Origin of the sequence: Waltera intestinalis (assembly GCF_009695995.1) — a bacterium.
Classification (GTDB): Bacteria; Bacillota; Clostridia; order Lachnospirales; family Lachnospiraceae; genus Acetatifactor; species Acetatifactor intestinalis.
Genome location: NZ_VUMU01000007.1, coordinates 90,442 through 113,596 on the forward strand (window position 1 = coordinate 90,442; position 23,155 = coordinate 113,596).

17 protein-coding genes and 1 other RNA gene are annotated in these 23,155 nt (G+C 46.7%); 14 read left to right on the plus strand and 4 right to left on the minus strand.

The features are described 5' to 3' along the window. Window positions 1-14: 14 nt before the first annotated feature. The gene (locus tag FYJ59_RS07700) at window positions 15-2,255 is read right to left on the minus strand and encodes an EAL domain-containing protein (protein ID WP_154496254.1); all 2,241 of its coding nucleotides are present in this window, start codon (window positions 2,253-2,255) and stop codon (window positions 15-17) included. 436 nt (window positions 2,256-2,691) lie between these two features. Between FYJ59_RS07700 and metG the strand changes: the two genes are divergently transcribed. From metG to FYJ59_RS07740, 8 genes are all read left to right on the plus strand, one after another. Then, window positions 2,692-4,701 (plus strand): methionine--tRNA ligase, encoded by a 2,010-nt coding sequence (metG, locus tag FYJ59_RS07705; protein WP_154496256.1) that lies wholly within the window; start codon window positions 2,692-2,694, stop codon window positions 4,699-4,701. A gap of 174 nt (window positions 4,702-4,875) precedes the next feature. Beyond that, window positions 4,876-5,817, plus strand: a complete 942-nt coding sequence (locus FYJ59_RS07710) for an alpha/beta fold hydrolase (protein WP_148448068.1) — start codon at window positions 4,876-4,878, stop codon at window positions 5,815-5,817. Between the two features lie 43 nt (window positions 5,818-5,860). Continuing rightward, window positions 5,861-6,340 carry a GNAT family N-acetyltransferase gene (locus tag FYJ59_RS07715; protein ID WP_022153945.1) on the plus strand — a complete coding sequence of 160 codons (480 nt, stop codon included), beginning with the start codon at window positions 5,861-5,863 and terminating at the stop codon, window positions 6,338-6,340. Window positions 6,341-6,369: 29 nt separating this feature from the next. Then, a complete protein-coding gene (locus tag FYJ59_RS07720) occupies window positions 6,370-7,080 on the plus strand; it encodes a YesL family protein (RefSeq protein ID WP_154496258.1) in 711 nt (236 codons plus the stop codon). A 70-nt stretch (window positions 7,081-7,150) separates the two neighbouring features. Further along, window positions 7,151-8,644: a sensor domain-containing diguanylate cyclase gene (locus tag FYJ59_RS07725; RefSeq protein ID WP_205839489.1), complete on the plus strand. Its 1,494-nt coding sequence runs from the start codon at window positions 7,151-7,153 to the stop codon at window positions 8,642-8,644. A 234-nt stretch (window positions 8,645-8,878) separates the two neighbouring features. Next, window positions 8,879-9,991 carry an ABC transporter ATP-binding protein gene (locus FYJ59_RS07730; protein WP_022153948.1) on the plus strand — a complete coding sequence of 371 codons (1,113 nt, stop codon included), beginning with the start codon at window positions 8,879-8,881 and terminating at the stop codon, window positions 9,989-9,991. A 242-nt stretch (window positions 9,992-10,233) separates the two neighbouring features. Then, window positions 10,234-11,322 carry a PucR family transcriptional regulator gene (locus FYJ59_RS07735; RefSeq protein ID WP_154496310.1) on the plus strand — a complete coding sequence of 363 codons (1,089 nt, stop codon included), beginning with the start codon at window positions 10,234-10,236 and terminating at the stop codon, window positions 11,320-11,322. A 52-nt stretch (window positions 11,323-11,374) separates the two neighbouring features. Further along, window positions 11,375-12,202, plus strand: coding sequence for a DUF6128 domain-containing protein (locus FYJ59_RS07740; protein WP_154496262.1), 828 nt, complete (start codon window positions 11,375-11,377; stop codon window positions 12,200-12,202). 5 nt (window positions 12,203-12,207) lie between these two features. Here the strand turns inward: FYJ59_RS07740 and FYJ59_RS07745 are convergent, their stop codons facing one another. Then, on the minus strand, window positions 12,208-13,158 hold the full coding sequence (locus tag FYJ59_RS07745; RefSeq protein WP_235897951.1) for a radical SAM protein: 951 nt from the start codon (window positions 13,156-13,158) through the stop codon (window positions 12,208-12,210). A 36-nt stretch (window positions 13,159-13,194) separates the two neighbouring features. Further along, window positions 13,195-13,363: signal recognition particle sRNA large type (gene ffs, locus FYJ59_RS07750), an RNA gene on the minus strand. Window positions 13,364-13,521: 158 nt separating this feature from the next. Here ffs and FYJ59_RS07755 point away from each other — a divergent pair. Then, a complete protein-coding gene (locus tag FYJ59_RS07755) occupies window positions 13,522-15,156 on the plus strand; it encodes a glycosyltransferase family protein (RefSeq protein WP_154496264.1) in 1,635 nt (544 codons plus the stop codon). Here the strand turns inward: FYJ59_RS07755 and tadA are convergent. Continuing rightward, window positions 15,139-15,651, minus strand: a complete 513-nt coding sequence (gene tadA, locus FYJ59_RS07760; protein ID WP_118547806.1) for a tRNA adenosine(34) deaminase TadA — start codon at window positions 15,649-15,651, stop codon at window positions 15,139-15,141. The two genes, FYJ59_RS07755 and tadA, sit on opposite strands and share 18 nt — an antisense overlap. 226 nt (window positions 15,652-15,877) lie before the next feature. On the opposite strand from tadA, the gene FYJ59_RS07765 reads away from it, so the two are divergent. The 5 genes from FYJ59_RS07765 to FYJ59_RS07785 all read left to right on the plus strand — a co-directional run bounded on the left by FYJ59_RS07765 (window position 15,878) and on the right by FYJ59_RS07785 (window position 23,138). Next, on the plus strand, window positions 15,878-16,867 hold the full coding sequence (locus FYJ59_RS07765; protein ID WP_154496266.1) for a LacI family DNA-binding transcriptional regulator: 990 nt from the start codon (window positions 15,878-15,880) through the stop codon (window positions 16,865-16,867). Between the two features lie 207 nt (window positions 16,868-17,074). Then, the gene (locus tag FYJ59_RS07770; RefSeq protein WP_154496268.1) at window positions 17,075-19,345 is read left to right on the plus strand and encodes a glycogen/starch/alpha-glucan phosphorylase; all 2,271 of its coding nucleotides are present in this window, start codon (window positions 17,075-17,077) and stop codon (window positions 19,343-19,345) included. A gap of 599 nt (window positions 19,346-19,944) precedes the next feature. Then, complete coding sequence (locus tag FYJ59_RS07775) at window positions 19,945-21,348, plus strand: ABC transporter substrate-binding protein (protein WP_154496269.1); 1,404 nt, start codon at window positions 19,945-19,947, stop codon at window positions 21,346-21,348. 108 nt (window positions 21,349-21,456) lie between these two features. Beyond that, window positions 21,457-22,299 carry a carbohydrate ABC transporter permease gene (locus FYJ59_RS07780; protein WP_154496270.1) on the plus strand — a complete coding sequence of 281 codons (843 nt, stop codon included), beginning with the start codon at window positions 21,457-21,459 and terminating at the stop codon, window positions 22,297-22,299. Beyond that, window positions 22,299-23,138 (plus strand): carbohydrate ABC transporter permease, encoded by an 840-nt coding sequence (locus FYJ59_RS07785; RefSeq protein WP_118546499.1) that lies wholly within the window; start codon window positions 22,299-22,301, stop codon window positions 23,136-23,138. Before FYJ59_RS07780 ends, FYJ59_RS07785 begins: the two co-directional genes overlap by 1 nt. Window positions 23,139-23,155 lie beyond the last annotated feature (17 nt).

Here is a 23,155-nt window from a genome sequence, read left to right on the forward strand (position 1 = left end):
TCTGTGGGCGAACCCTACAGACCTGTATGTTTTCTGGCAAAAGCTTCAAATTCCATTAACGGCAGCGGCTTAGAGAAGAAGTATCCCTGGATATCATCACAGTGGAGATTCTTCAGAAATTCCACCTGAGCCGATGTCTCCACACCTTCTGCGGTAATGGTCATACCAAAACTCTGCAGCAATTGCGTGATGTGCAGCAGCAACTTTTCACCATTTTCGTCACCGATATAATCAATCAGACTCTTGTCCAGTTTGATGGTGTCAAAATGCATGACATTTAACGAAGACAGGGAAGAATAACCGCTTCCGAAATCATCTAACAGCAGGGTAAATCCCGCTTCGTGGAACTGCTCGATCAGAGAGGAAATATCACTGTTGTCGATGGTGGCACTCTCCGTGATCTCCAGCGGGACATATTTGGGATCCAGCCGGAAAGAACCCAGAATCTCCTTATATTTGTCCACTACGTTACTGTAATACAAACTGACTCTGGAAATATTCACAGAAATAGGATACAGAGTGGCACCGTTTTGCAGCCATTTCTGCTGTTGTTCACAGACGGTACGGAATACATATTCATCCAGTGTCGTGATATTACCGTTTTTCTCAAACAGAGGAATGAATTTGCCGGGGGAGAGCATGGTACCGTCGGGACGCTTCCAGCGGATCAGGGCTTCCGCTCCCAGAATGTTTCCTTTTACGGGATCGACCTTCGGTTGATACCATAACTGAAATTCACCGTTTTTCAGTGCGTCGTCAAAAGCATCTTCCATGAGACGATCCTCGGATAATTGTTGAATATCCAGCTCATCATAGAAAGCATAATGAGCGGTGCGCTTTCCCTTCACGAGGTATTTTGCCTGTACTGCTTTACCGTAATTCTGCTCCACCTCTCTGTGATCTGTCGTCTCATAGACACCGCACAACGGGAATACCCGGGGAATATTGAGCTTCGTGGACAGATTGCAGAGATCCTGACAGAGACATTGCAGCCTGGGTCCCAGGGTACGACAGTCCTTATCCCGCAGGAATAAAATAAAACGGTCCGCATTGATATGAGCGGAAAATTCTCCCAGGTGAATATTGGACTGGATTATTTTCCATACTTCTATCAGAGTCTCATCACCTTTGGCGACACCGCAGGTATTGTTGATAATCTTAAAATCCTGGAGATCCAGTGCCACATAGAAACCACGGTCTCCGTTGTGACGCATCATTTTTTCCTTGAAACAGGCAAAATTATCGCCCCCCGTAAGAGGGTCTACGTAAGCCAGACGGAACAACTGCCTGCGCTGTATCTGGATACTGTGGACATAAGCCAGGGTACCGCCGGCTGCAATCAATATGATCAGCAGAATCAGAAGTCTTACCTGAAGCAGGACAGGTGTGGAACGGGTGGAAAGTACCTGATCCGGGACAATGGTCAGCACGAACCACTGTCTGTCATTGCGCAGATTGTCCAAAGCTACGGCATGGTAATAATATTTCTGCCCGTCGCCGTAGAAGGAACCGGAAGCGGGAGACGAACCGGACAACACCTTCGAAAGATCCCGCAGAGGCCTGTCGTTCCGGGAGTCGGCATCTTCGATATAACGATAGACGGAAGACGCTTCCAGCAGTGAGGAAGGAGCATTGGAGGAACAGGAGATGATCTCACCGTCCTGATTCACCAGGCAGCTGAATCCCTGATTGTTAAAGGACTGCACGCTGAGAATTTCCTGAAAATGCTGGTTCCGAAACGTGGCAAAAAGAACACCCAGAATATTGTTGTCCGTGTCATAGACCGGAATGCTGAAAACGTTGATCGGCTCCGGAGTACCGATGCGGTCCTGCAAAGTATTGGAGATGCCGGGCAGTCCCTGCATTCCTTCTATAAAAAACTCCCGGGAAGACAGATCCTGAATGTATCCGTCTGTTGTAACGACTTCTCCCTCCGGAGAGACGAAGCCGATTCTTTTGAACTCATAGGTAATTACGAAAGATTGCAGCTGACCGGTGATGGCGGTGATATTTTCCGCATTGCCGGCCTGGCCGATTTCATCCGCCAGGCTGTACAGCAGATTAAAATTCTCCCGAATCTCCTGCCGCAGGATCAGGGCATTCTGCGTACCCACATCCCGAAGTGTGGATTGCACCTCTTCCGTAACATCCTGTGTGATCCTGGACGAACTCCACAGCACGGTAGATATGATAAGGACCAGGGCGATACCGAGGATGACCAGCGCCTGCTTTGGTAACTTGTTGTATTGTCTCATAAAGTGATGTACCTTCTTTGTTTTATCAATACTTTTTATTACTATATTATACACTATTATGGAGGTATCGCAATAAAAACTGCATTGACAGTCCGGATTTCCTGTGCTACTGTTAGATTACGCAAATGCAATGAGGAAGAGAGTATCTATGGCAGAAGTTTTACAGAGAACATTCCGCAGGCTGAGAGGAATGGAACGGACGAATAGAGAAGATGGCTTCTGAGCGGCGCACCGAACCGGATCCGGCAGAGACCGGAGGCAAGGCTGCGACAGGATCCGCCTGTTACAGCGGATAGGGTTACGGACCCGAAGAGGTCTGTGCTGTGAGGTACAGACGAAGAGAAGTGGTAACACGAGATAACGCTCGTCTTCTTGAAGAACTTCATGTTCTTTCAGGAGACGGGCTTTTATTTTTAAGAAAAGGAGAATCAGATTTATGGAAAGCAAAGGAAAATATTATCTTACAACGGCCATTGCCTATACGTCCGCCAAGCCCCATATCGGTAATAACTACGAGATCGTACTGGCTGACAGCATTGCACGTTTCAAGAGAAAAGAAGGTTATGATGTTTTCTTCCAGACCGGTACCGATGAGCACGGACAGAAGATCGAACTGAAGGCGGAGGCAGCCGGCATCACTCCCAAGGAGCATGTAGACAAAATTGCCGGAGTGATTCGCGGACTTTGCGATCTGCTGAACATTTCTTATGATAAATTCATTCGTACTACCGATGAGGATCATGAGAAGCAGGTACAGAAGATTTTTAAGCGTCTCTACGATCAGGGAGATATTTACAAGGGAGCTTATGAAGGAATGTACTGTACTCCCTGTGAATCTTTCTGGACCGAATCCCAGCTGGTGGACGGCAAGTGTCCGGACTGCGGAGGCGTAGTAAAACCTGCCAAGGAAGAAGCTTATTTCTTCCGTATGAGCAAATATGCCGACAGACTGATCAAGCATATCAATGAGCATCCGGAATTTATCCAGCCGGTATCCCGTAAGAACGAGATGATGAACAACTTCCTGCTTCCCGGCTTACAGGATCTGTGCGTATCCCGTACTTCCTTCACCTGGGGTATCCCTGTGACTTTCGATCCCAAGCATGTTATCTATGTATGGCTCGATGCGCTGACCAACTACATCACCGGTATCGGCTACGATGCAGACGGCAACAGCACCGAGCAGTACAAGAAACTGTGGCCCGCAGACCTGCACCTGATCGGTAAGGATATCATCCGGTTCCATACCATCTACTGGCCTATTTTCCTGATGGCACTGGGCGAGCCTCTGCCGAAGCAGGTATTCGGACATCCCTGGCTTCTCATGGGCGGCGGCAAGATGAGCAAATCCAAAGGAAATGTGGTCTATGCGGATGACCTCGTAGATTATTTCGGCGTGGATGCGGTACGCTACTATGTACTGCACGAAATGCCTTTTGAAAACGATGGCAACCTGACCTGGGAGCTGGTGGCAGAGCGCACCAATTCCGATCTGGCCAACACCCTGGGCAACTTGGTGAACCGAACCATCTCCATGAGCAACAAATACTTTGGCGGTGTGGTAGAGAATAAAAACGCTCAGCTGACCGAGAATGACGCGGCAGTGGATGCGGATCTGAAACAGACCGTGACCGGTACCTATGCAAAAGTTGTGGCAAAGATGGAAGAACTGCGTGTGGCAGATGCTCTGACCGAGATCTTCGGTATCTTCAAGCGCTGCAACAAATACATCGACGAGACAGAGCCCTGGGTACTGGCGAAGGACGAAGCCAAGGCAGACCGCCTGGCAACCGTACTGTATAATCTGGTGGAAGGCATCATCATCGGAGCTTCCCTGTTAGAGCCCTATATGCCCGAGACAGCAGAGAGAATTGCAAAACAGCTGAACACCTCTCTGCGAGATTTTGACCAGCTGGAGCAGTTCGGTCTGTATGAGAGCGGCAGCAAAGTAACCGACCAGCCCGAAATCCTCTTTGCACGTCTGGATATGAAGGATGTAGCGAAAAAAGAGGCAGAGCTGGAAGAAGCCATGATCAAGGCAGCAGCGGAGCATGAAGCGGAAGAAGCAAATGCAGAAGCTGAAAAAGCAGAGCAGGAAGCCATTGATATCGAGCCCAAGGCAGAGATCGAATATGACGATTTCGCGAAAATGCAGTTCCAGGTAGGTGAGATCATCTCCTGTGAGGCAGTGCCTAAGTCCAAGAAGCTTCTGTGCAGCCAGGTAAAGATCGGCAGTCAGGTACGTCAGATCGTCTCCGGCATTAAGGCGCATTACAGCCCCGAGGAAATGGTAGGCAAAAAGGTTATGGTACTGGTGAACCTGAAGCCCGCGAAACTGGCAGGAGTATTGTCCGAGGGCATGATCCTGTGTGCAGAAGATGCTGAAGGCAACCTCGCGTTGGTAACACCTGAGAAAAATATGCCGGCAGGAGCAGAGATCTGCTAAAACAGTTCAGCCATGAACAGTGCGGATGTAATGGTTACTATTTTACAAAAAAAGAAATATAGGACTTAAAATTTTATATAAAATGATATATAATGAATAGGACGCAGAAGCATATGGCTGTAAATTGACATTTGCTTTATGCGTCCTATGATTTTCTGCAACCAAGGAGGTCTTATGATCAAGGAAGAATTCTACTTTGACTCCCGGGACGGTGAGAACCGTATCCATGCAGTGCGATATACACCCGATGACGGTAACGTAAGAGGCATCGTGCAAATCGTGCACGGAATGGCAGAATACGTGGAACGCTATGAAAATCTGGCAGAATTTCTGACGAAGAGAGGAATCCTTGTCACCGGTGAAGATCATCTGGGACATGGAAAATCTGTTTCAGAGGGTGGATCTTTCGGTTACTTTTGCGAGCAGGATCCTGCGACGGTAGTAGTCCGGGATGTACATCGTCTGAAGAAGATCACGGAAGAACAATATCCGCAGGTGCCTTATATTATTCTGGGACACAGCATGGGATCTTTTATTGCCAGGAATTATCTGTGCCGTTACGGCAGCGGAATAGGCGGTGCGGTCATCGTAGGTACGGGAATGCAGTCGGCGGGGCTGATCTTTGCCTCAAAAGCCATGGCGGGAATACAGAAGCTGTTCTGCGGTTCGAAGCATGTCAGCCATTTTATTGATAAGGCTGCCTTCGGAGGCTATAACAAACGAATTGATTCTCCCAGAACTTCCAGTGACTGGCTCAGCCGGAATACGGAGAATGTGGACCGCTATATCGAAGACGAACTGTGCGGATTTACCTTTACCGTGAACGGTTTTCAGACTCTGTTTGAACTGATCCGCAGATTGCAGAAGCAGGAGAATCTGGAAAAGGTTCCCCAGAACCTGCCGATTCTTATGGTATCCGGAGCGGAAGACCCTGTGGGAGATTACGGTAAGGGTGTTCATAAGGCATGTGACTCTCTGAAGAGAGCCGGAGTGAAGAACATTACCGTGAAGCTATACGAGAATGACAGACATGAACTCCTGAATGAAGACGACGCTGAGGTGGCAATGGAGGACATCTGGCAGTGGATCTGCAAGGAGATTCCGGGGATCGCCTGAGAACAGAGGCTTCCCTGATCCTGAATCGGAGAGACGGTGCAGTATGGCAGATATGGTGAATGGCTATGAGATCAGATGGGCAGAGGACAAAGACTGGATCCCTGCCATGCATATGATCTGGAAGACTTTTTTGAAATATGAGGCGGTGGATTATACAGAGGAGGGAATCCGTAATTTTCATGAATTCATTACGGATGAACACCTCTATAAGTCGTTCCGGCAGGGAAGATATCAGATGATGGTGGCTTTGGATGGCGCCAGGATCATCGGAGCGGCTTCTGTGCGGAACTACAATCATTTGTCGCTTCTTTTCGTGGACGAAGAATATCATCACAGAGGTGTTGGCCGGAGTCTGATGGGAAGAATGTGCGAATATCTGAAAAAAGAGGCGGGGGAACGGTATATGTCGCTGAAGGCAGCTCCGTATGCCGTGGATTTCTATCGGAAACTGGGATTTCATGCAGTGCATGAGGAGGAAGCTTTTTCGGGGATCCGCGTAACACCGATGGAAAAGTTTTTATAAATTAAGCAAACGAAAAGGATATGACGTAAATGAAGATTTTTGACTTGGACAGTCCGTTAATGAATGTACTCAATAAAATGGCAGACCTGATGTGGCTGAACATTCTGACTCTGATCTGCTGTATTCCCATTATTACTGCAGGAGCGGCATTTACCTCCATGCATTATGTGGCACTAAAGATCGTGCGCAATGAGGAAAGTTATATTACCAGAAGCTTTTTCAAATCATTTAAGACAAATTTCCGCCAGGCTACTCTGATCTGGCTGCTGATCCTGCTGATAGCAGCAGTACTGGGTGGAGATTATTACATTATTACCAAATCCGGAATACAGTTCAGCAGCGTGCTGGTGGTTCTGATCATGGCTGCTGCAGTGCTTGTGATCTGCACGACATTGTATGTATTCCCGGTACTTGCCAAATTCGACAATACGATCATGGGAACCATCAGAAATGCCTTTATTATGAGCATCCTGCAGCTTCCTAAGACATTGGTAATGCTCGTAATGGCATTTTTCCCGCTGATCATATACCTGGTATCTTTACGACTGATACCGATCATCTTTCTGTTTGGTTTTTCTCTGCCGGCATATGCATCCGCAATGTTATATAATAAGTTTTTCCAAAAACTGGAAGACCAGCTTCTGTCAGAACAGGAGCCGGCACCGGAAGTATCACCGGAAGAGGATGAAAGAGTATTTCATGATGAGATTGATGAAAGTATTAAGATAGAAGACAAGTAGCTAAGATACCTGCAGGGTCAGGGCTGATGGACGAATGTTCTACAGGCAACAGATAAGGGGTGTTCAGAATATGCGGAAGAGAAAAATATGGGAAAATTTCCTCCAATGGATCCTACCAGGTGTATTGTTAGTCATCGCACTGGTCCTGAGCATATATGACTTTAATAATAAGATGGAAATAGCAATACAGACAGTTGTGGATGATCAGGCGGAACAGATCGGACTTTATTATGCTGCCGGGGTAGAGGATAAACTGAAAGCGTTGGGAAATATCACGGATGCGGTTGCGTCGATCATGGCCGGCCGCCTGGACAGAGGTGAGGCGTTCCTGAATGAGAAGCTGGATACACTGATGAAGGCAAGTGATGCATATATGGTTGTATACTGTGCAACCAACGGCACGGGCTTTCTGAATGACAGACGGCAGATCGATATGACAGAACTGAATTACTATGATAGTATCCTTGGTGAAACACCGCATTATCTGTTTGCCAGAACGGACGGGATCAACGGACAGACGGCTTTCATCTATGTATGTCCTATTACAAATTCCGGAAATGTAAACGGATACCTGCTCAGTTATATGGAGCCGGCAGAGATGTCTGATTTATTTGAGAATTCCGTATACGGAGATAGGACATTTTTTTCTTTGGTCGATCGCAACGGAACCATTATGGCATGCTATGGAGCGACACAAGGAACGAAAATTTTACAAAACGATTTCTGGAATTCCTTAAAAGAGGTAGCAGAGAGTCTTGGAAGCTGGACACTGTTTGACAGACAACAGCAGAAGGGCGACAATGGGATACTGCATGTCAATGAGAACGGTGTAGGTAAGATCCTCTGTCATTTTCCCATTGCGGACACAGCCTGGAATCTGGTGGTAGGCATCGATGAATCCTATCTGTCCGGTATTCAGCAGTCCTTCCGTGGCCCTATTGTGGATCTGATCGTCAAGATCAGCATATCGATCGCAGCAGCCCTTATTGTGATCACAGTGATCAATGTGCTGGTACGCATAAAGGTCTCGGAACACAGCAAAGTCCTGGAAGACAAGGCAGACACCGATCTGCTGACTGATCTGAACAACAAGATGGCCACAGAGCGTAAGATCCGTGAATATATGGAACAATATCCGGAAAAGCAGGGGGTATTGTTCGTTCTGGATGTAGATAATTTCAAGAAGATCAATGACACCATGGGACATACCTTTGGAGATGAAGTGCTCCGGAACCTGGCAGTGCGCCTGCAGTCCATGTTCCGTGCAACGGACATTGTGGGTCGTACCGGTGGCGATGAGTTTATGGTATTTCTCAAGGACATCCGTGATATTACCATGATCGAACGGGAAGGGAAGAAGATCGAACAGTTTTTCCACCAGTTTGAAGTCGGAGAATATGTGAAGTATTCTGTTACGGCCAGCGTGGGAGCAGCTGTGTTCCCCGGAGACGGCAATACCTTTGAAAATCTGTACAAATCCGCGGATAATGCGTTATATGTGTCAAAAAGACATGGAAAAAATCAGCTTACGTTCTACAAAAAGCCGGAAAAAGAGACAAAGTAGAGACCTCCTTGTGGAAAATGCCCAAGAAATAGAAACAGATTTGTTCAATCTGACAAGCATCTTTAAAAAAAGAAAAGTTTATAAGCAATTCATACAATATGATTCAAAATCTTTGTGAAATAGTGGTATGGCACATTTTCGTGAATTTCGTTATACTGATTTCAGATTCAAACGAGACATATCGTTTCACAATGAGAGAAAGTAACATTGTAAATATGAAAGGAGTATTTTCAAATGGCAAGTTTATCTTTAAAGAATGTCTGCAAAGTATATCCTAACGGTTTTGAAGCTGTTAAGGATTTCAACCTTGAGATCGCAGATCAGGAGTTCATCATTTTCGTAGGTCCTTCCGGATGTGGTAAGTCCACCACTCTTCGTATGATCGCAGGTCTGGAAGATATCTCTTCCGGTGAACTGAAGATCGGTGACAGAGTAGTTAACGATGTAGAGCCTAAGGACAGAGATATCGCAATGGTATTCCAGAACTACGCTCTGTATCCTCATATGTCCGTATATGACAACATGGCATTTGGTCTGAAGCTGAGAAAAGTTCCCAAGGATCAGATTGACAAGATGGTTAAGGAAGCAGCTAAGATCCTGGATCTGACTCCACTGCTTGATCGTAAGCCCAAGGCTCTGTCCGGTGGTCAGAGACAGCGTGTTGCTATGGGACGTGCAATCGTTCGTAACCCTAAGGTATTCCTGATGGATGAGCCTCTGTCCAACCTGGATGCTAAGCTGCGTGTACAGATGCGTATCGAGATCGCTAAGCTGCATCAGAGACTGGGCACCACCATCATCTACGTTACACATGACCAGACCGAGGCTATGACCCTTGGTACCAGAATCGTTGTTATGAAGGACGGCGTTATCCAGCAGGTAGATACTCCTCAGAACCTGTATGAGAAGCCTTGCAACCTGTTCGTAGCAGGATTCATGGGATCTCCGCAGATGAACTTCTTAGATGCTACTGTTAAGGTAGAAGGCGACATCGCTAACCTGGTAATCGCAGGTCACAGCATTCCTCTTCCTCCCGCTAAGTCCAAGAAGCTGATCGATGGCGGTTACGATGGAAAGGTTGTTACCTTCGGTATCCGTCCTGAGGATGTATATGATTCCGAGATGTACATCGAGACCTCTCCTCAGAGCGTATTTACCTCTACCATTAAGGTTTACGAGTTACTTGGTGCAGAAGTATATCTGTACTTCGATCTTGACGAGTTCCCTATGACCGCAAGAGTAGATTCTCGTACCACTGCAAGACCTGGCGATACCGTTAAGTTCGCTCTGGATGTTGAGAAGATCCATGTATTCGACAAAGAGACCGAGCAGGTTATTACCAACTAGTCTTAATCAGAAATTTCAAGACCCTGTCTGTAATTACAGACAGGGTCTTTTTTCAGCATTTTGCTTGCACCAAATGCACAAATCCTTTATACTAAACATATATAGTGATGCCAATCCCACGATATGTGAATAGAGGGGAAGGATTGTGGGACATAGATAAAAGGCGAGACTGCTTGCAGAGGGGCTTTTTGGTTATGAGTAGAGCAAGCGGATATGAAATATTACAGAAAGGCGTGGATAATATGATTACAGGCCAGATTATACAGACAAGCATTGATGAATTGAAAGCAATCACAAAAGTTGACCTCGGAGTCTATGACCTGAACGGATCCGAAGTGGCATCTACCATGGAGAGAGATGACATTACGACCGATCTGATCACAGGCTTTGCAGAATCCCCTGCAGACAGTCAGGTGATCGGAGTGCATCATCTTCTGAAGATCCGTGATGAAGGTGAACTTTTATATGTGCTGGTTGCCCGCGGAATGACGGACGATGTGTATATGGTAGGCAAGATTGCCGTCAGCCAGATTCAGAATCTCGTCATTGCCTATAAAGAGCGTTTTGACCGGAACAACTTCTTCCAGAATCTGTTACTGGACAATTTGTTGTTGGTAGATATCTACAACAGAGCGAAGAAGCTTCATGTGGAAGTCAGCTGTCCGAGAGCGGTGTATCTGATCGAGACGAAGGATGAGAAGGACGGTATTGTATCGGAAGTGCTTAAGAGCATGTTCTCACCCCAGGCGGGCGATTATGTGACTGCTGTAGATGAATCCAGTCTGATCCTGATCAAGTCCGTAGAAAACACCACAACACCGGAGACACTGCATGAACTGGCAGAGACTATTGTGGCCATGATGAATGCGGAAGCATTGTTGGATGTAAAAGTTGCATACGGTACTGTGGTACAGGAACTGAAGGATGTCTCCAAGTCCTACAAGGAAGCTAAGATGGCACTGGATGTAGGCAAGATCTTCTATGCAGAGAAAAAAGTCATTGCCTATAGCACTTTGGGAATCGGACGACTGATCTATCAGCTGCCGGTGAATCTGTGCAAGATCTTCATCGAAGAGATCTTCGGAGACAATGTACCCTACGATCTGGACGAAGAGACATTGAATACATTGAACAAGTTCTTTGAGAACAATCTGAATGTGTCGGAGACTTCCAGACAGCTGTTCGTACACCGCAATACGCTGGTGTATCGTATTGAGAAGATCCAGAAGAGCACCGGACTGGACCTGCGCAGCTTCGATGATGCATTGACCTTCAAGATCGCAATGATGGTCGTTAATTATATGAAATATCTGGACAACCAGGAATATTAAGGACAACCCCCTGCATAAAGATAGTTAGAATACTTTATGCGGGGGGATTTTTATGTCATATCGGAAACAGATCAGTTATCTGGAATTACAGGAAAACGGGCAGCGAATCCGAAGTGCGGGATATGCGAGGTTGGAAAGCCTGGATAAAGAAGAAATTTTGACAGTGCAGCTGAATGGACAGGAAATCGTGTCCGGTAAGGGGATACTGCTGTATTTGCAATGGGAAAGCGGGGAACAGCAGCTGTGCGAAATGACAATAGATCAAGGAAGAGCTTCTTGTGAGAAAAGGATTCCATTGGAAAAAGAGTGGGAGCAGATACTTGGGATACGCATTCCGTTGGAACGAAATTTGGAAATCATAGGACGGTTTGTGAGAGGCGGTGACGCGAAAAAAAAACCTGCACAGGAGGCGGATAAACAACCACGAGAACAGCCCCCCGAAGCGGCAGAAACCGTAGTGACAAGTCTTGTTCCATCGCAGGGGGACCGGATCTCAAAACGATCCGCCGCAGAAAACACCCTGCACATGAAAGATACCAAATGGGAGCAGTTAAGCAGCATTTACCCACACATTCATCCCTTCCGGGATGCCAGGGAATTTCTCTCTGTGGGACCGGAGGATTTCGTGGTCCTGCGGGAACGCTGTTATCAGATGACCCATAACAGCTTTTTACTGCATGGATATTACAATTACAGACATTTGCTGTTGTTGCGGCAGGAAACAGCCGGGCAGGCAAAGTATTACATAGGAGTTCCGGGAAACTTTTACGAACGGGAGAAACAGGTCGCGAGAATGTTTGGCTTTGAGAGCTTTGAAGGAGCCAGAGAACCGGCATGGGAAGGAGACTTTGGATATTATCTGATCTCGGTGGAACTGTGAGAGGATCACAGTCCACTTTCATCGAATTCCGGAATAAAGCTTTCACTGGCGGTCGTTCCTTCCTGACGAAAACCTCGTTCGATGCCGATCCGCTCTGCAAATCGCAATACCCGGTCGTATTCTTCCGGCGTTACGGTACGATTCAGCGCCTCAATGTCCGCTACCTGTGGCAGAGGTGTATACTGATTCATAATGCTGATATAAATATGATCTCCATAGGTCTCATGGAGATAGCGCAGGATTTTTTTGGAATCCTTTGTCTGCCCGGGCAGAAGCAGATGGCGGACAATCATCCCGTGCTGCATTAATCCGGTATCTTCATCGATGACAGGATCCCCCACCTGGCGATACATTTCCGAAATGGCTGCACAGGCAGTTTCAAAATAATCCGGAGTATGGGAATACGCAGTGGAAAGTTCCGGGGAAAAATATTTCAGATCCGGAAGATAAATATCCACCAGCCCTTCCAGATGGCGCAGTGCCTCCGGAGATTCATAGCTGCCGGTATTGTATACAATGGGAAGATGCAGCCCCTTCTGTTTTGCCTGCTCCAGTGCAATAACGATCTGCGGCAGAAAATGAGTCGGGGTGACGAGGTTGATATTATTGGCCCCCTGTTCCTGCAATTGCAAAAATATTTCCGCCAGATGCTCCGGAGCAATGACTCGTCCGGCCTTACCCAAAGCAATATTATGATTCTGACAAAAGACACATCTGAGATTACAGCCGGAGAAAAAGACGGTTCCGGAGCCGGAAGTACCGGAAATACAGGGCTCTTCCCAATAATGCAGGGAAGCTCTCGCTGCCATGAGTTCAGCGGTCTGCCCGCAGTACCCGGTCTGACCGGCGAGACGGTTCACATGGCAGGCACGTGGGCAAAGCACACAGTCGGACATGATGTCACGGAACCAGGTGTCGGCGCAATTATTTGAAAAAGTGGTAGTCTCTACAGCCATATCTGTACTTCCTTCTTATTCATAGCTACAAATGTCAAAACCGCATACGCCGGACCATGACAGCAGCTCCACCCAGTTTCCTTACGGCACATGGAAGGTTCTACTTAGTGCTGCTTTGTTCCCAACCTGACACGGTTCGTAGATCTCCATTGCGTAAGACCGAGTTTCATCACCACTGCATGGCAACCCGACATATACGGCTTTTTTAGTGTATCTGTTTCCGGCGGCTTTGTCAAGCCTCTTTGACTTGAAGAATATGTCTGCGCGTGCTATAATTGACGTAACGATGTGCAATTATCGGAAAATTACAATAATAACAAGATAAAATTATAATACTCTGGGAGAAAAGGATATCGAAAGAAAATGAATACCAGGCAGTTACAGACAGATAAAAACCAAAAACTATATCATGCACTGCTCGGAATCTTATTGGTGTGCGCTCTGGCAATGATGATGCTTCTCAGCTACTGGGCCTGCAAATATTCCTATTACGGTGCGGTGGATGGCAGAACCAGAGGAGTGCTGGTCGGGGACAAGACCTGGGCTCATATCGCGGTTTTTTTTGCTGTATCGCTTTGTACCATGGGAATTGACAAAGTGTTGATGAAAAAAGATAAGTCCCAGCAGGAAAAGATCTGCCTGTGTACGTTAATTGTGACGAGCGTCATTGCGTTTATTCTGGGGGTATTCTATGTATGCAAGAATCCCTATTATCCCGTAGGAGACCAGATTAATACTACAGCGTTTGCTGCATATTGCAGAGATGGCAATTTCAGCATGCTGAGCATTGGCGGGTATGTGGGAATGTACCAGCAGCAGAAGGGATTGGCAATCCTCTATGAGATCCTGTTTACCTTGTTCGGCGACTTTAACTACAGACCGGCCAAGATCCTTCATGTCGTATGGTGGATACTTACGATACTGGCGGGCTATGGGTTTCTGAAGCTGAACACGGACAGACCGGTATTCCGGATGCTGTATTGTGTGATGATGCTGGGTTGTTTTCCTCTTTTATTTTATCTTCCTTATATCTATGGTGATGTGCTCAGCATCAGCTTCGGAATCATATTGTTTTATGGTGTGGCAGCCTATGAACATTCCGGGCAGAAGAGATATATTGCATTGGCATCCTTCGCAGCGGGTCTGGCGGTACTTGCCCGGAAAAATACATGGATCGTTCTCGTTGCCGTGGCAGTCTATGTTCTGCTGGTAAGTCTCAGAAAAAAGAAAGTACGATATCTTATGGCGGGAACAGCGATCCTTCTGACGGCGGCATTGTCTGTGAAGGCAGTAGATGTAATCTATGAAGTCCGGTCGGGATATCCCAGTGGAGTCGGTATTCCCAGTATCTTGTGGGTTGCTATGGGATTACAGGAGACGGAAGGCAGAGCGGGGGTCTATAACCGATATCAGCAGGCAACATTTACAGATTATGATTGCCAACAGGAACTTGCCGCACAGCAGGGAAAAGAATATATCCGGGAACGGTTGGAAGAATTTTCACAGGATCCGGGAATGGCATTCAACTTTTTCAAAAATAAGGTGGAGGGCCAGTGGATAGAGCCGATGTATGCAGCGTTGGAAAGTACGGAAAGTTTTGAAGAAGGAGCGGAATTGTCTTCTGTTCTGGAGAGTCTGTATTACGGTGAACTGGGAAGAACTATATGGAAGCTTACAAATTATTACCAGAGTATCCTATATTTGGCTGGACTTATGGCATTGGTCATGCTGGGAATCTTGTGGTGGAAGAAAAAGGAGGTTCCGATATCACTGTGGCTGCCCTGGATTGCTGTGTTCGGCGGATTTCTGTTCAGTATCCTGTGGGAAGCCAAGAGCAGATATGTATTCCCATATTGCGTATTTATGATCCTGTATGCACCAGAGGGATTGTATCAGACGGGACTTCTGCTCTGCAAACTGCCGAAACTCAGAAAATTCAGAAAGAGCGGACATACACAGGATAAAGGAGAAGAAGCATCGCTACGAGAGACTGCTTAAGGACTTCCTGGCTTCCTTTTCCTGCTTGTTGCGGATGCGGAGTTCTTCGAAAAAGGTTTTCAGCATCTGACTGCATTCCACTTCCAAAATGCCCCGGGTAACCTTCACTTGATGGTTAAACTGGGGCATTTCCAGTATATTCAGGATGGATCCGGCGCATCCGGCCTTGGGATTCATACAGCCCATGACGACTTCGGGGATCCGGGCCTGCACGATGGCACCGGCGCACATCTGGCAGGGCTCCAGTGTCACATAGAGGGTACACTCTTCCAAACGCCAGTCACCGATGACCTTGCTGGCTTTGTTGATCGCTGTGATCTCCGCATGCGCCAGCGTATTTTTATCTGTATTGCGGCGGTTGTAACCCCGGCCGATGATCTTTCCCTCGTGTACGATGACACAACCGATGGGAACTTCTCCCAGAGCGTAGGCTTTTTTTGCCTGTTTCAAGGCTTCTTTCATATATTTTTCTTCCACACTTTTGATAACTGCCATGATATGTGTTGCCTTTCCGGCGCTTTCGCTGTCCTATTTTAATCTGTTTTGGAAAACCTTTTCCAAAAATTCACGCCATATTTCGTAAATGCTGTACATTGACGAAACTGCCATTAACTTATAGTATAGAGAATATATGAGCAAACGTCAAATGGAACAAGACCGCATTCTGTCGTGGTAACGGAGAAAAACGGGCGCAGGGATCTGCGGCCGGAATGGGGGATTTATGGTATCAATCAAGGAAGTGGCAAAACATGCCGGAGTGGCAATTTCAACAGTATCCAAGGTCTTAAACGGCTACCCGAATGTCAGTGAAGAGACGAAGAAAAAGGTACAGGACGCCATCAAGGAACTGAATTATATTCCGAATTCCATTGCTGCGGCGCTTTCCTCCAAGCAGTTTGGAAGAATCGCGCTGGTGCTGGATCCCAATAGACAGACCCAGGCTATCGACCAGATCTTCATGCAGTACCTGGTAGGGGCATTGGATAAGGCGAAAGAACTGAATGTGGAAGTCGTGACGATCTTTCCTTCTATGATCGCGGGAATGACAGCGGAAGAGATCACCAGATCTTTTCTGTCACAAAGTATCTCGGGCGTTGTGATCTATGGCATGTCCAAAGAAGATAAAGTGCTGCAGAAACTCATCCGGGAAAAGCAGTTCGCCTGTGTGGTAGTGGATGCACCGATTGTGAATGCCAGGACCACATACATCAGTATCGATCAGGAACAGGCTCAGTACGATGTGGCGAAAAAGACGGTGCTGGACGATAATTGCAAGCGTGTGTTGTACATCGCAGGCAGAAGAGACGGTTATGTCACGGAACAGAGATTAAAAGGCATGAAGCGTCTGGTGAAAGACTTGGATCTGACCATGATGGTGAGACAGGGAGATTTCAGTGAGCTGACAGCGAGAAACGTGGCACTGAAATACGCGAAAAATAAGGACGTGGTAGTCTGTGCCTCCGACCTGATGGCAATCGGCGCCATGAACGCCCTGATCGATATGGACATTTTCCGTCCGGTGTGCGGTTTTGATGGCATCACCCTGATGGGATATGTCGGTAAGCAGATGAATACTATCAGACAGGATTTCTACAGCATCTCCAGCAGAGCCGTGGAAGAAGTACATCATCTGATGAACGGCGGCGAGGGACATCAGGTAGTCATGCCCCACAGTATCGTGAAAATGTACTATAAGGATATTATCTGTTAAGCTATTTTGCACAAAAATCCAGGAAAATAAAAGAAAGGGTTGCGGAAAACGTTTTCCTATGGTATCCTGTGTATTGTAAGAGAGCAACAAAACTATTTTTCCTGAAAAACGGAGGAAATGGCATTCGCTGATTCGGGGAAAACCGCAACAGAGAGAATAGAAAAATAGTGCGCTTCCCTGGGGAAACGTGCGGAAATGGGGTTAAAGATGAATTTAGAGCAGACATTAAACGAGATCACCGGCAAAATGTATGGAAAAAATATCGGTGCCTGCACCGATGCACAGCTGTACAACGGAGTACTGCAGCTGACCAAAGAGAAGATGGCAGAGACTCCTGCAATCACCGGAGACAAGAAAGTATATTACATTTCCATGGAGTTCCTGATCGGTAAGCTGTTATCCAACAACCTGATCAACTTAGGTGTCTATGAGGAGCTGAGCGATATCCTGAAGAAAAACGGCAAGAATCTGGCAGACATCGAAGAGGCAGAGCCGGAACCTTCTCTTGGTAACGGTGGACTTGGAAGACTGGCAGCATGTTTTCTGGATTCCATCGCTACTCTGGGACTTCCCGGAGACGGTATCGGTCTGAACTACCACTTCGGTCTGTTCAAGCAGGTATTCAAGGATCATTTGCAGAATGCTGAGAAGAACGACTGGATCCAGAAGGATTCTTGGCTGAACAACACCGGTACAAAATTTGAAGTGGCTTTCGGTGACCGCAAGGTGACTTCCGTATTGTATGATATTGACGTGGTAGGTTATGAGAACGGACTGAACAAGCTGCACTTATTTGATATTGAGACCGTGGATGAGAGCCTGGTAAAGAAAGGCATCACTTTCGATAAGGAAGCCATTGAGAAGAACCTGACTCTGTTCCTGTATCCGGATGATTCCGATGAGGCCGGTAACCTGTTACGTATCTACCAGGAGTACTTCATGGTATGCAACGGTGCCCAGCTGATCCTGAAGGAAGTAAAGGAAAAAGGCTATGATCTGCATACTCTGCCTGAACATGTGGCAATCCAGATCAACGATACCCATCCTACTATGGTTATCCCTGAGCTGATCCGTATCCTCACCACTGAGGAAGGCTTCACCATGGATGAAGCCATTGACGTCGTAAGTCGCACCTGCGCGTATACCAACCACACCATCCTGGCAGAAGCTCTGGAAAAGTGGCCTCTGGCTTATATTGAAAAAGTAGTTCCTCAGCTGGTTCCCATCATCAAGGAGCTGAGTGACCGTGTGGCAAAGAAATATAAGGACGAAAAAGTTCAGATCATCGATAAGGATAAGAGAGTGCACATGGCACACATCGACATCCATTACGGTTACAGCGTTAACGGTGTGGCAGCAATTCATACCGAGATTCTGAAGCAGAGCGAACTGAATCATTTTTACAAGATTTACCCTGAAAAGTTCAACAACAAGACCAATGGTATCACCTTCCGCAGATGGCTGCTGTCCTGTAACCATGAGCTGGCTGCGTTCCTGACCCAGACCATCGGCGACGGTTACAAGAAGGATGCCGAAGAATTACAGAAGCTGTTAGAGCATAAGGACGATCAGGCGGTACTGGATGCTATCTATGATATCAAGAAGACCAAGAAGATCGAGCTGGTATCCTATATCAAGGATAAGGAAGGCGTGGAGCTGAATCCCGATTCCATCTTCGATATTCAGGTAAAGCGTCTGCACGAGTATAAGCGTCAGCAGATGAACGCACTGTATATCATTCACAAATATCTGGAGATTAAGGGCGGCAAGAAGCCTTCTACACCGCTGACCTTCATCTTTGGTGCAAAGGCTGCACCTGCGTATGTGATCGCTCAGGATATCATTCATCTCCTGCTGGTAATGTCCGACATTATCAATAACGATCCGGAAGTCAGCCCTTACATGAAGCTTGTTATGGTAGAGAACTACAACGTAAGCTATGCCGAGAAGCTGATCCCTGCCTGCGATATCTCCGAGCAGATCTCTCTGGCATCCAAGGAGGCATCCGGAACCGGTAACATGAAGTTCATGTTAAACGGTGCTGTAACACTGGGTACAAGTGACGGTGCGAACGTAGAGATCCACGAGCTGGTAGGTGATGACAATATCTACATCTTCGGTCAGGACAGTGATACTGTCATCAAGCATTACGAGAAGGCAGATTATGTCTCCAAGGATTACTATAAGAAGAGTCCCGTGATCAAAGAGGCCGTAGACTTCATCGTCAGCAAGGAAGCACTCAAGGTGGGCAAAAAGGAGAACCTGGAGCGCCTCTACAACGAATTGCTGAACAAAGACTGGTTCATGACTCTGCTTGACCTGGAAGACTACATCAAGGTGAAAGATCAGGCATTCGCCGATTATGAGGATCAGCAGAAGTGGAAGAAGATGATGCTGGTGAACATCGCCAAGGCAGGCTTCTTCTCCTCCGACAGAACCATCGCAGAGTACAACAGAGACATCTGGAAATTGAAATAATAGATACAAACCCCCGGTGTGAATGCACCGGGGGTTTTTGAAAGCTTTCCAAAACGCAGAACTCCCGGAGTATGCGGTGCCATGTCGAAGATGTTTGTCGGAGGATGTTGATATTTTCTAGAAAAGTGCTGAATGACAGGGGGAAAGCGGACACGATGTCCGCGTCAGCCGATTGTCGACATGGATGTCGACTGTAGGCGGCCCCGTCATGACGAGAACTACTCATCACTTTTCGTAGAAAATTCACATCCGGAGACCTTACATCGAGACATGTGTATCGCGTGCTCCGGGAGTTCGTGGATTTTGCCAATGTATTCAACTAACTCTCAAGTTACAGAAAATAAAATTATCCATAATCATCTTGCACACTTCATTCCATGGTGAAAATGCACAAAAACAATGTCGCAGATTTGATGACAATATACAAACTTCCGATAAATTGCAGGAAATCTCTTGCAACCGATTCGTGAATATGCTATCTTCTAATTACAGCAACGGAAACGTTACCGGGAACAATACCGATACCGATTCCGAAACAGTAACGGGGACATACAAAAATTATGAAGTGACCCGTACAAACATAAAGGAGAGGTAAGATTATGAAGAAGAAATTGGCAAGCGTATTACTTTGTGCAGTAATGGCAGCCTCTATGCTGACCGGTTGTGGAAACTCCGGTGATGCAGCAGCTACCACCCCTGCTACCGACAGCAAGACAGATGCAGCAACCACCGAAGCTGTTGAAACGACAGCAGCCGCAGACGGATCTGTATACTACCTGAACTTCAAACCTGAAGTTGACGAAGTATGGCAGAAGCTGGCTAAGGAATATACCGAGGAGACCGGTGTCCCTGTAAAGGTTGTAACCGCAGCAAGTGGTACTTATGAGCAGACCCTGATGTCTGAGATCGCTAACACAGAAGCACCTACCCTGTTCCAGATCAACGGACCGATCGGCTACAAGAACTGGAAAGACTACTGCGCAGATCTGAAGGATACCGACCTGTACAGCTGGTTAATGGATAAGAGCCTGGCAATCACCGGCGAAGACGGTGGTGTATACGGAATCCCTTACGTAGTAGAGGGTTACGGCATCATCTACAACGACGCTATCATGCAGAAGTACTTCGCACTGGACGGTGCTAAGGCAGCAAGCATGGATGAGATCAACAACTTTGCCAAGTTAAAAGAAGTTGTAGAAGATATGCAGGCAAGAAAAGATGAGCTCGGTATTGAAGGCGTATTCGCTTCCACATCCCTGACTCCCGGTGAAGACTGGAGATGGCAGACTCATCTGGCTAACATCCCTGTATACTACGAGTACAAGGACAAGGGTATCACCGATACCGACAACCTGGAGTTCACTTACTCCGATAACTTCAAGAACATTTTCGATCTGTACATCAACAACTCCTGCACAGCACCCGGTCTGCTGGGAAGCAAGTCTGTAGACGATTCCATGGCTGAGTTCGCTCTGGGTCAGGTAGCAATGGTACAGAACGGTAACTGGGCATGGGGCCAGATCTCCGGCGTAGACGGCAACACTGTTAAGGCTGAAGACGTTAAGTTCCTTCCTATCTACACCGGCGTTGAAGGTGAAGAGAATCAGGGACTGTGCACCGGTACTGAGAACTTCTTCTGCATCAACAAGGAAGCTTCTGCTGAGGATCAGGCAGCATCCATCGCATTCGTTGAATGGCTGTTCTCCTCTGAGACCGGTAAGGCAGCTGTAACCAATGACCTTGGATTCATTGCTCCTTTCGATACCTTTACCGATGCTGAAAAGCCCACCGATCCTTTGGCTCAGGAAGTTCTTCGTTACATGGCAGATTCTTCCAAGACATCTGTATCCTGGAACTTCACTTCCTTCCCCAGCCAGCAGTTCAAGGATGACTTCGGTGCAGCTCTTCTGGAGTATGCTTCCGGTTCCATCGATTGGGATAGTGTAAAGCAGACCGTAGTAGACAGATGGGCAGCTGAGAAGGCAGCAATCGCAGCTAACTAAGCTCCATCTACAAAACAAGACGATAACTTAATCCATCTTATAGAAATCTCAAACATAGGGGGCGGTGGTGGTACCACGGCCCCCGTGTTTGTAAAAAGGAGAAGGCTTATGCAAAAGACATTAAAAAGATATTTTCCCATTTTTGTATTGCCTACATTGATCGCATTTTCCTTTGCATTTATCATACCGTTTGTTATGGGCGTATATCTGTCCTTTTGCAAATTCAAGACGATCACAAATGCACAATTTGTAGGCCTGGAAAATTATATCAAGATTTTCGCTGACAAAGATTTTGTCAACGCATTCGGATTTACCTTAAAATTCTCCGTCGTGTCCATCATCACCATTAATGTGTTTGCCTTCATTTTGGCACTGGCATTGACGAGAAAGATCAAAGGAACCAACCTGTTCCGTACCGTATTTTTCATGCCGAACCTGATCGGCGGTATCATTTTGGGATATATCTGGCAGCAGATGATTAACGCAGTATTGTTAAAATACGAGACAACACTGGTGGCGAATCCGACCTATGGATTCTGGGGCCTGATCATTCTGATGAACTGGCAGATGATTGGTTATATGATGATCATTTATGTAGCCGGACTGCAGAATGTACCTACGGATCTGATCGAAGCAGCAGAGATTGATGGAGCTACTTCGTTACAGACATTATTCAAAGTGAAAATTCCGATGGTTATGCCATCTATTACCATATGTTTGTTCCTCACTGTGTCCAACAGCTTTAAGCTGTTCGACCAGAACCTTGCATTGACGGCTGGAGCACCCAGCAAAAAGACAGCTATGCTGGCTCTGGATATCTACAATACCTTCTATGGCAGAAGCGGATTTGAAGGTGTTGGTCAGGCCAAAGCAGTACTGTTCTTCATTGTAGTGGCAGTCATTGCCCTGGGACAGCTGGTACTTACCAGACGTAAGGAGGTAGAGCAATAATGACTAAGAAAAAAACTTCCAATGTAATCATTTTTTGTATCCTGTGTGTGCTGGTAGTTGCATTTTTGACACCTATTTTCTTCGTGCTGATCAACTCCTTTAAAGGAAAACTGTTCATCAGTAACAATCCTTTCGCACTGCCTACCGCAGAGACTTTTGCAGGGCTTACCAACTATGTGAATGGTATTGAAAAAACAGGTTTCTTCACAGCCTTCGGATGGTCTGCTTTTATCACGGTATTTTCTGTGGCAGCGATCATTCTGTTTACTTCCATGACCGCTTATTACCTGACCAGAGTAAAAACCGGTGTGACCAACGTATTGTATTATATGTTTGTATTTTCCATGATCGTACCTTTCCAGATGGTTATGTTCACGATGTCTAAGCTGGCGAATATGACTCACTTAAATAACCCTCCCGGAATGGTGCTTCTGTATCTGGGCTTCGGATCTGGTCTGTCCGTATTTATGTTCTGCGGATTTATCAAATCTATTCCGTTAGACATCGAAGAGGCAGCCATGATCGACGGCTGTAATCCGCTGCAGACTTTCTTCGGCGTCGTAATGCCGATCCTGAAGCCGACTGCTATCACAGTAGCGATTCTGAACGCTATGTGGATCTGGAACGACTATTTGCTGCCCTATCTGGTAATTGGTCTGAGTACTAATTACAAAACCATCCCGGTTGTGGTACAATATCTGGTAGGCTCTTACGGTGCAAAGGATCTGGGTGCCATGATGGCACTGTTGGTATTGTCTGTTATCCCTATCATCGTCTTCTATCTGACCTGTCAGAAGTACATCATCGAAGGCGTGGTAGCCGGAGCAGTTAAGGGTTAAACGAAAAAGTTACAACG

What these genes read in the sequence shown, in the direction of transcription:
- FYJ59_RS07700 (WP_154496254.1), bottom strand. Translation starts at nt 2,255, where the DNA reads ATGAGACAATACAACAAGTTACCAAAGCAGGCGCTGGTCATCCTCGGT.
- metG (WP_154496256.1), top strand. Translation starts at nt 2,692, where the DNA reads ATGGAAAGCAAAGGAAAATATTATCTTACAACGGCCATTGCCTATACG.
- FYJ59_RS07710 (WP_148448068.1), top strand. Translation starts at nt 4,876, where the DNA reads ATGATCAAGGAAGAATTCTACTTTGACTCCCGGGACGGTGAGAACCGT.
- FYJ59_RS07715 (WP_022153945.1), top strand. Translation starts at nt 5,861, where the DNA reads ATGGCAGATATGGTGAATGGCTATGAGATCAGATGGGCAGAGGACAAA.
- FYJ59_RS07720 (WP_154496258.1), top strand. Translation starts at nt 6,370, where the DNA reads ATGAAGATTTTTGACTTGGACAGTCCGTTAATGAATGTACTCAATAAA.
- FYJ59_RS07725 (WP_205839489.1), top strand. Translation starts at nt 7,151, where the DNA reads ATGCGGAAGAGAAAAATATGGGAAAATTTCCTCCAATGGATCCTACCA.
- FYJ59_RS07730 (WP_022153948.1), top strand. Translation starts at nt 8,879, where the DNA reads ATGGCAAGTTTATCTTTAAAGAATGTCTGCAAAGTATATCCTAACGGT.
- FYJ59_RS07735 (WP_154496310.1), top strand. Translation starts at nt 10,234, where the DNA reads ATGATTACAGGCCAGATTATACAGACAAGCATTGATGAATTGAAAGCA.
- FYJ59_RS07740 (WP_154496262.1), top strand. Translation starts at nt 11,375, where the DNA reads ATGTCATATCGGAAACAGATCAGTTATCTGGAATTACAGGAAAACGGG.
- FYJ59_RS07745 (WP_235897951.1), bottom strand. Translation starts at nt 13,158, where the DNA reads ATGGCTGTAGAGACTACCACTTTTTCAAATAATTGCGCCGACACCTGG.
- FYJ59_RS07755 (WP_154496264.1), top strand. Translation starts at nt 13,522, where the DNA reads ATGAATACCAGGCAGTTACAGACAGATAAAAACCAAAAACTATATCAT.
- tadA (WP_118547806.1), bottom strand. Translation starts at nt 15,651, where the DNA reads ATGGCAGTTATCAAAAGTGTGGAAGAAAAATATATGAAAGAAGCCTTG.
- FYJ59_RS07765 (WP_154496266.1), top strand. Translation starts at nt 15,878, where the DNA reads ATGGTATCAATCAAGGAAGTGGCAAAACATGCCGGAGTGGCAATTTCA.
- FYJ59_RS07770 (WP_154496268.1), top strand. Translation starts at nt 17,075, where the DNA reads ATGAATTTAGAGCAGACATTAAACGAGATCACCGGCAAAATGTATGGA.
- FYJ59_RS07775 (WP_154496269.1), top strand. Translation starts at nt 19,945, where the DNA reads ATGAAGAAGAAATTGGCAAGCGTATTACTTTGTGCAGTAATGGCAGCC.
- FYJ59_RS07780 (WP_154496270.1), top strand. Translation starts at nt 21,457, where the DNA reads ATGCAAAAGACATTAAAAAGATATTTTCCCATTTTTGTATTGCCTACA.
- FYJ59_RS07785 (WP_118546499.1), top strand. Translation starts at nt 22,299, where the DNA reads ATGACTAAGAAAAAAACTTCCAATGTAATCATTTTTTGTATCCTGTGT.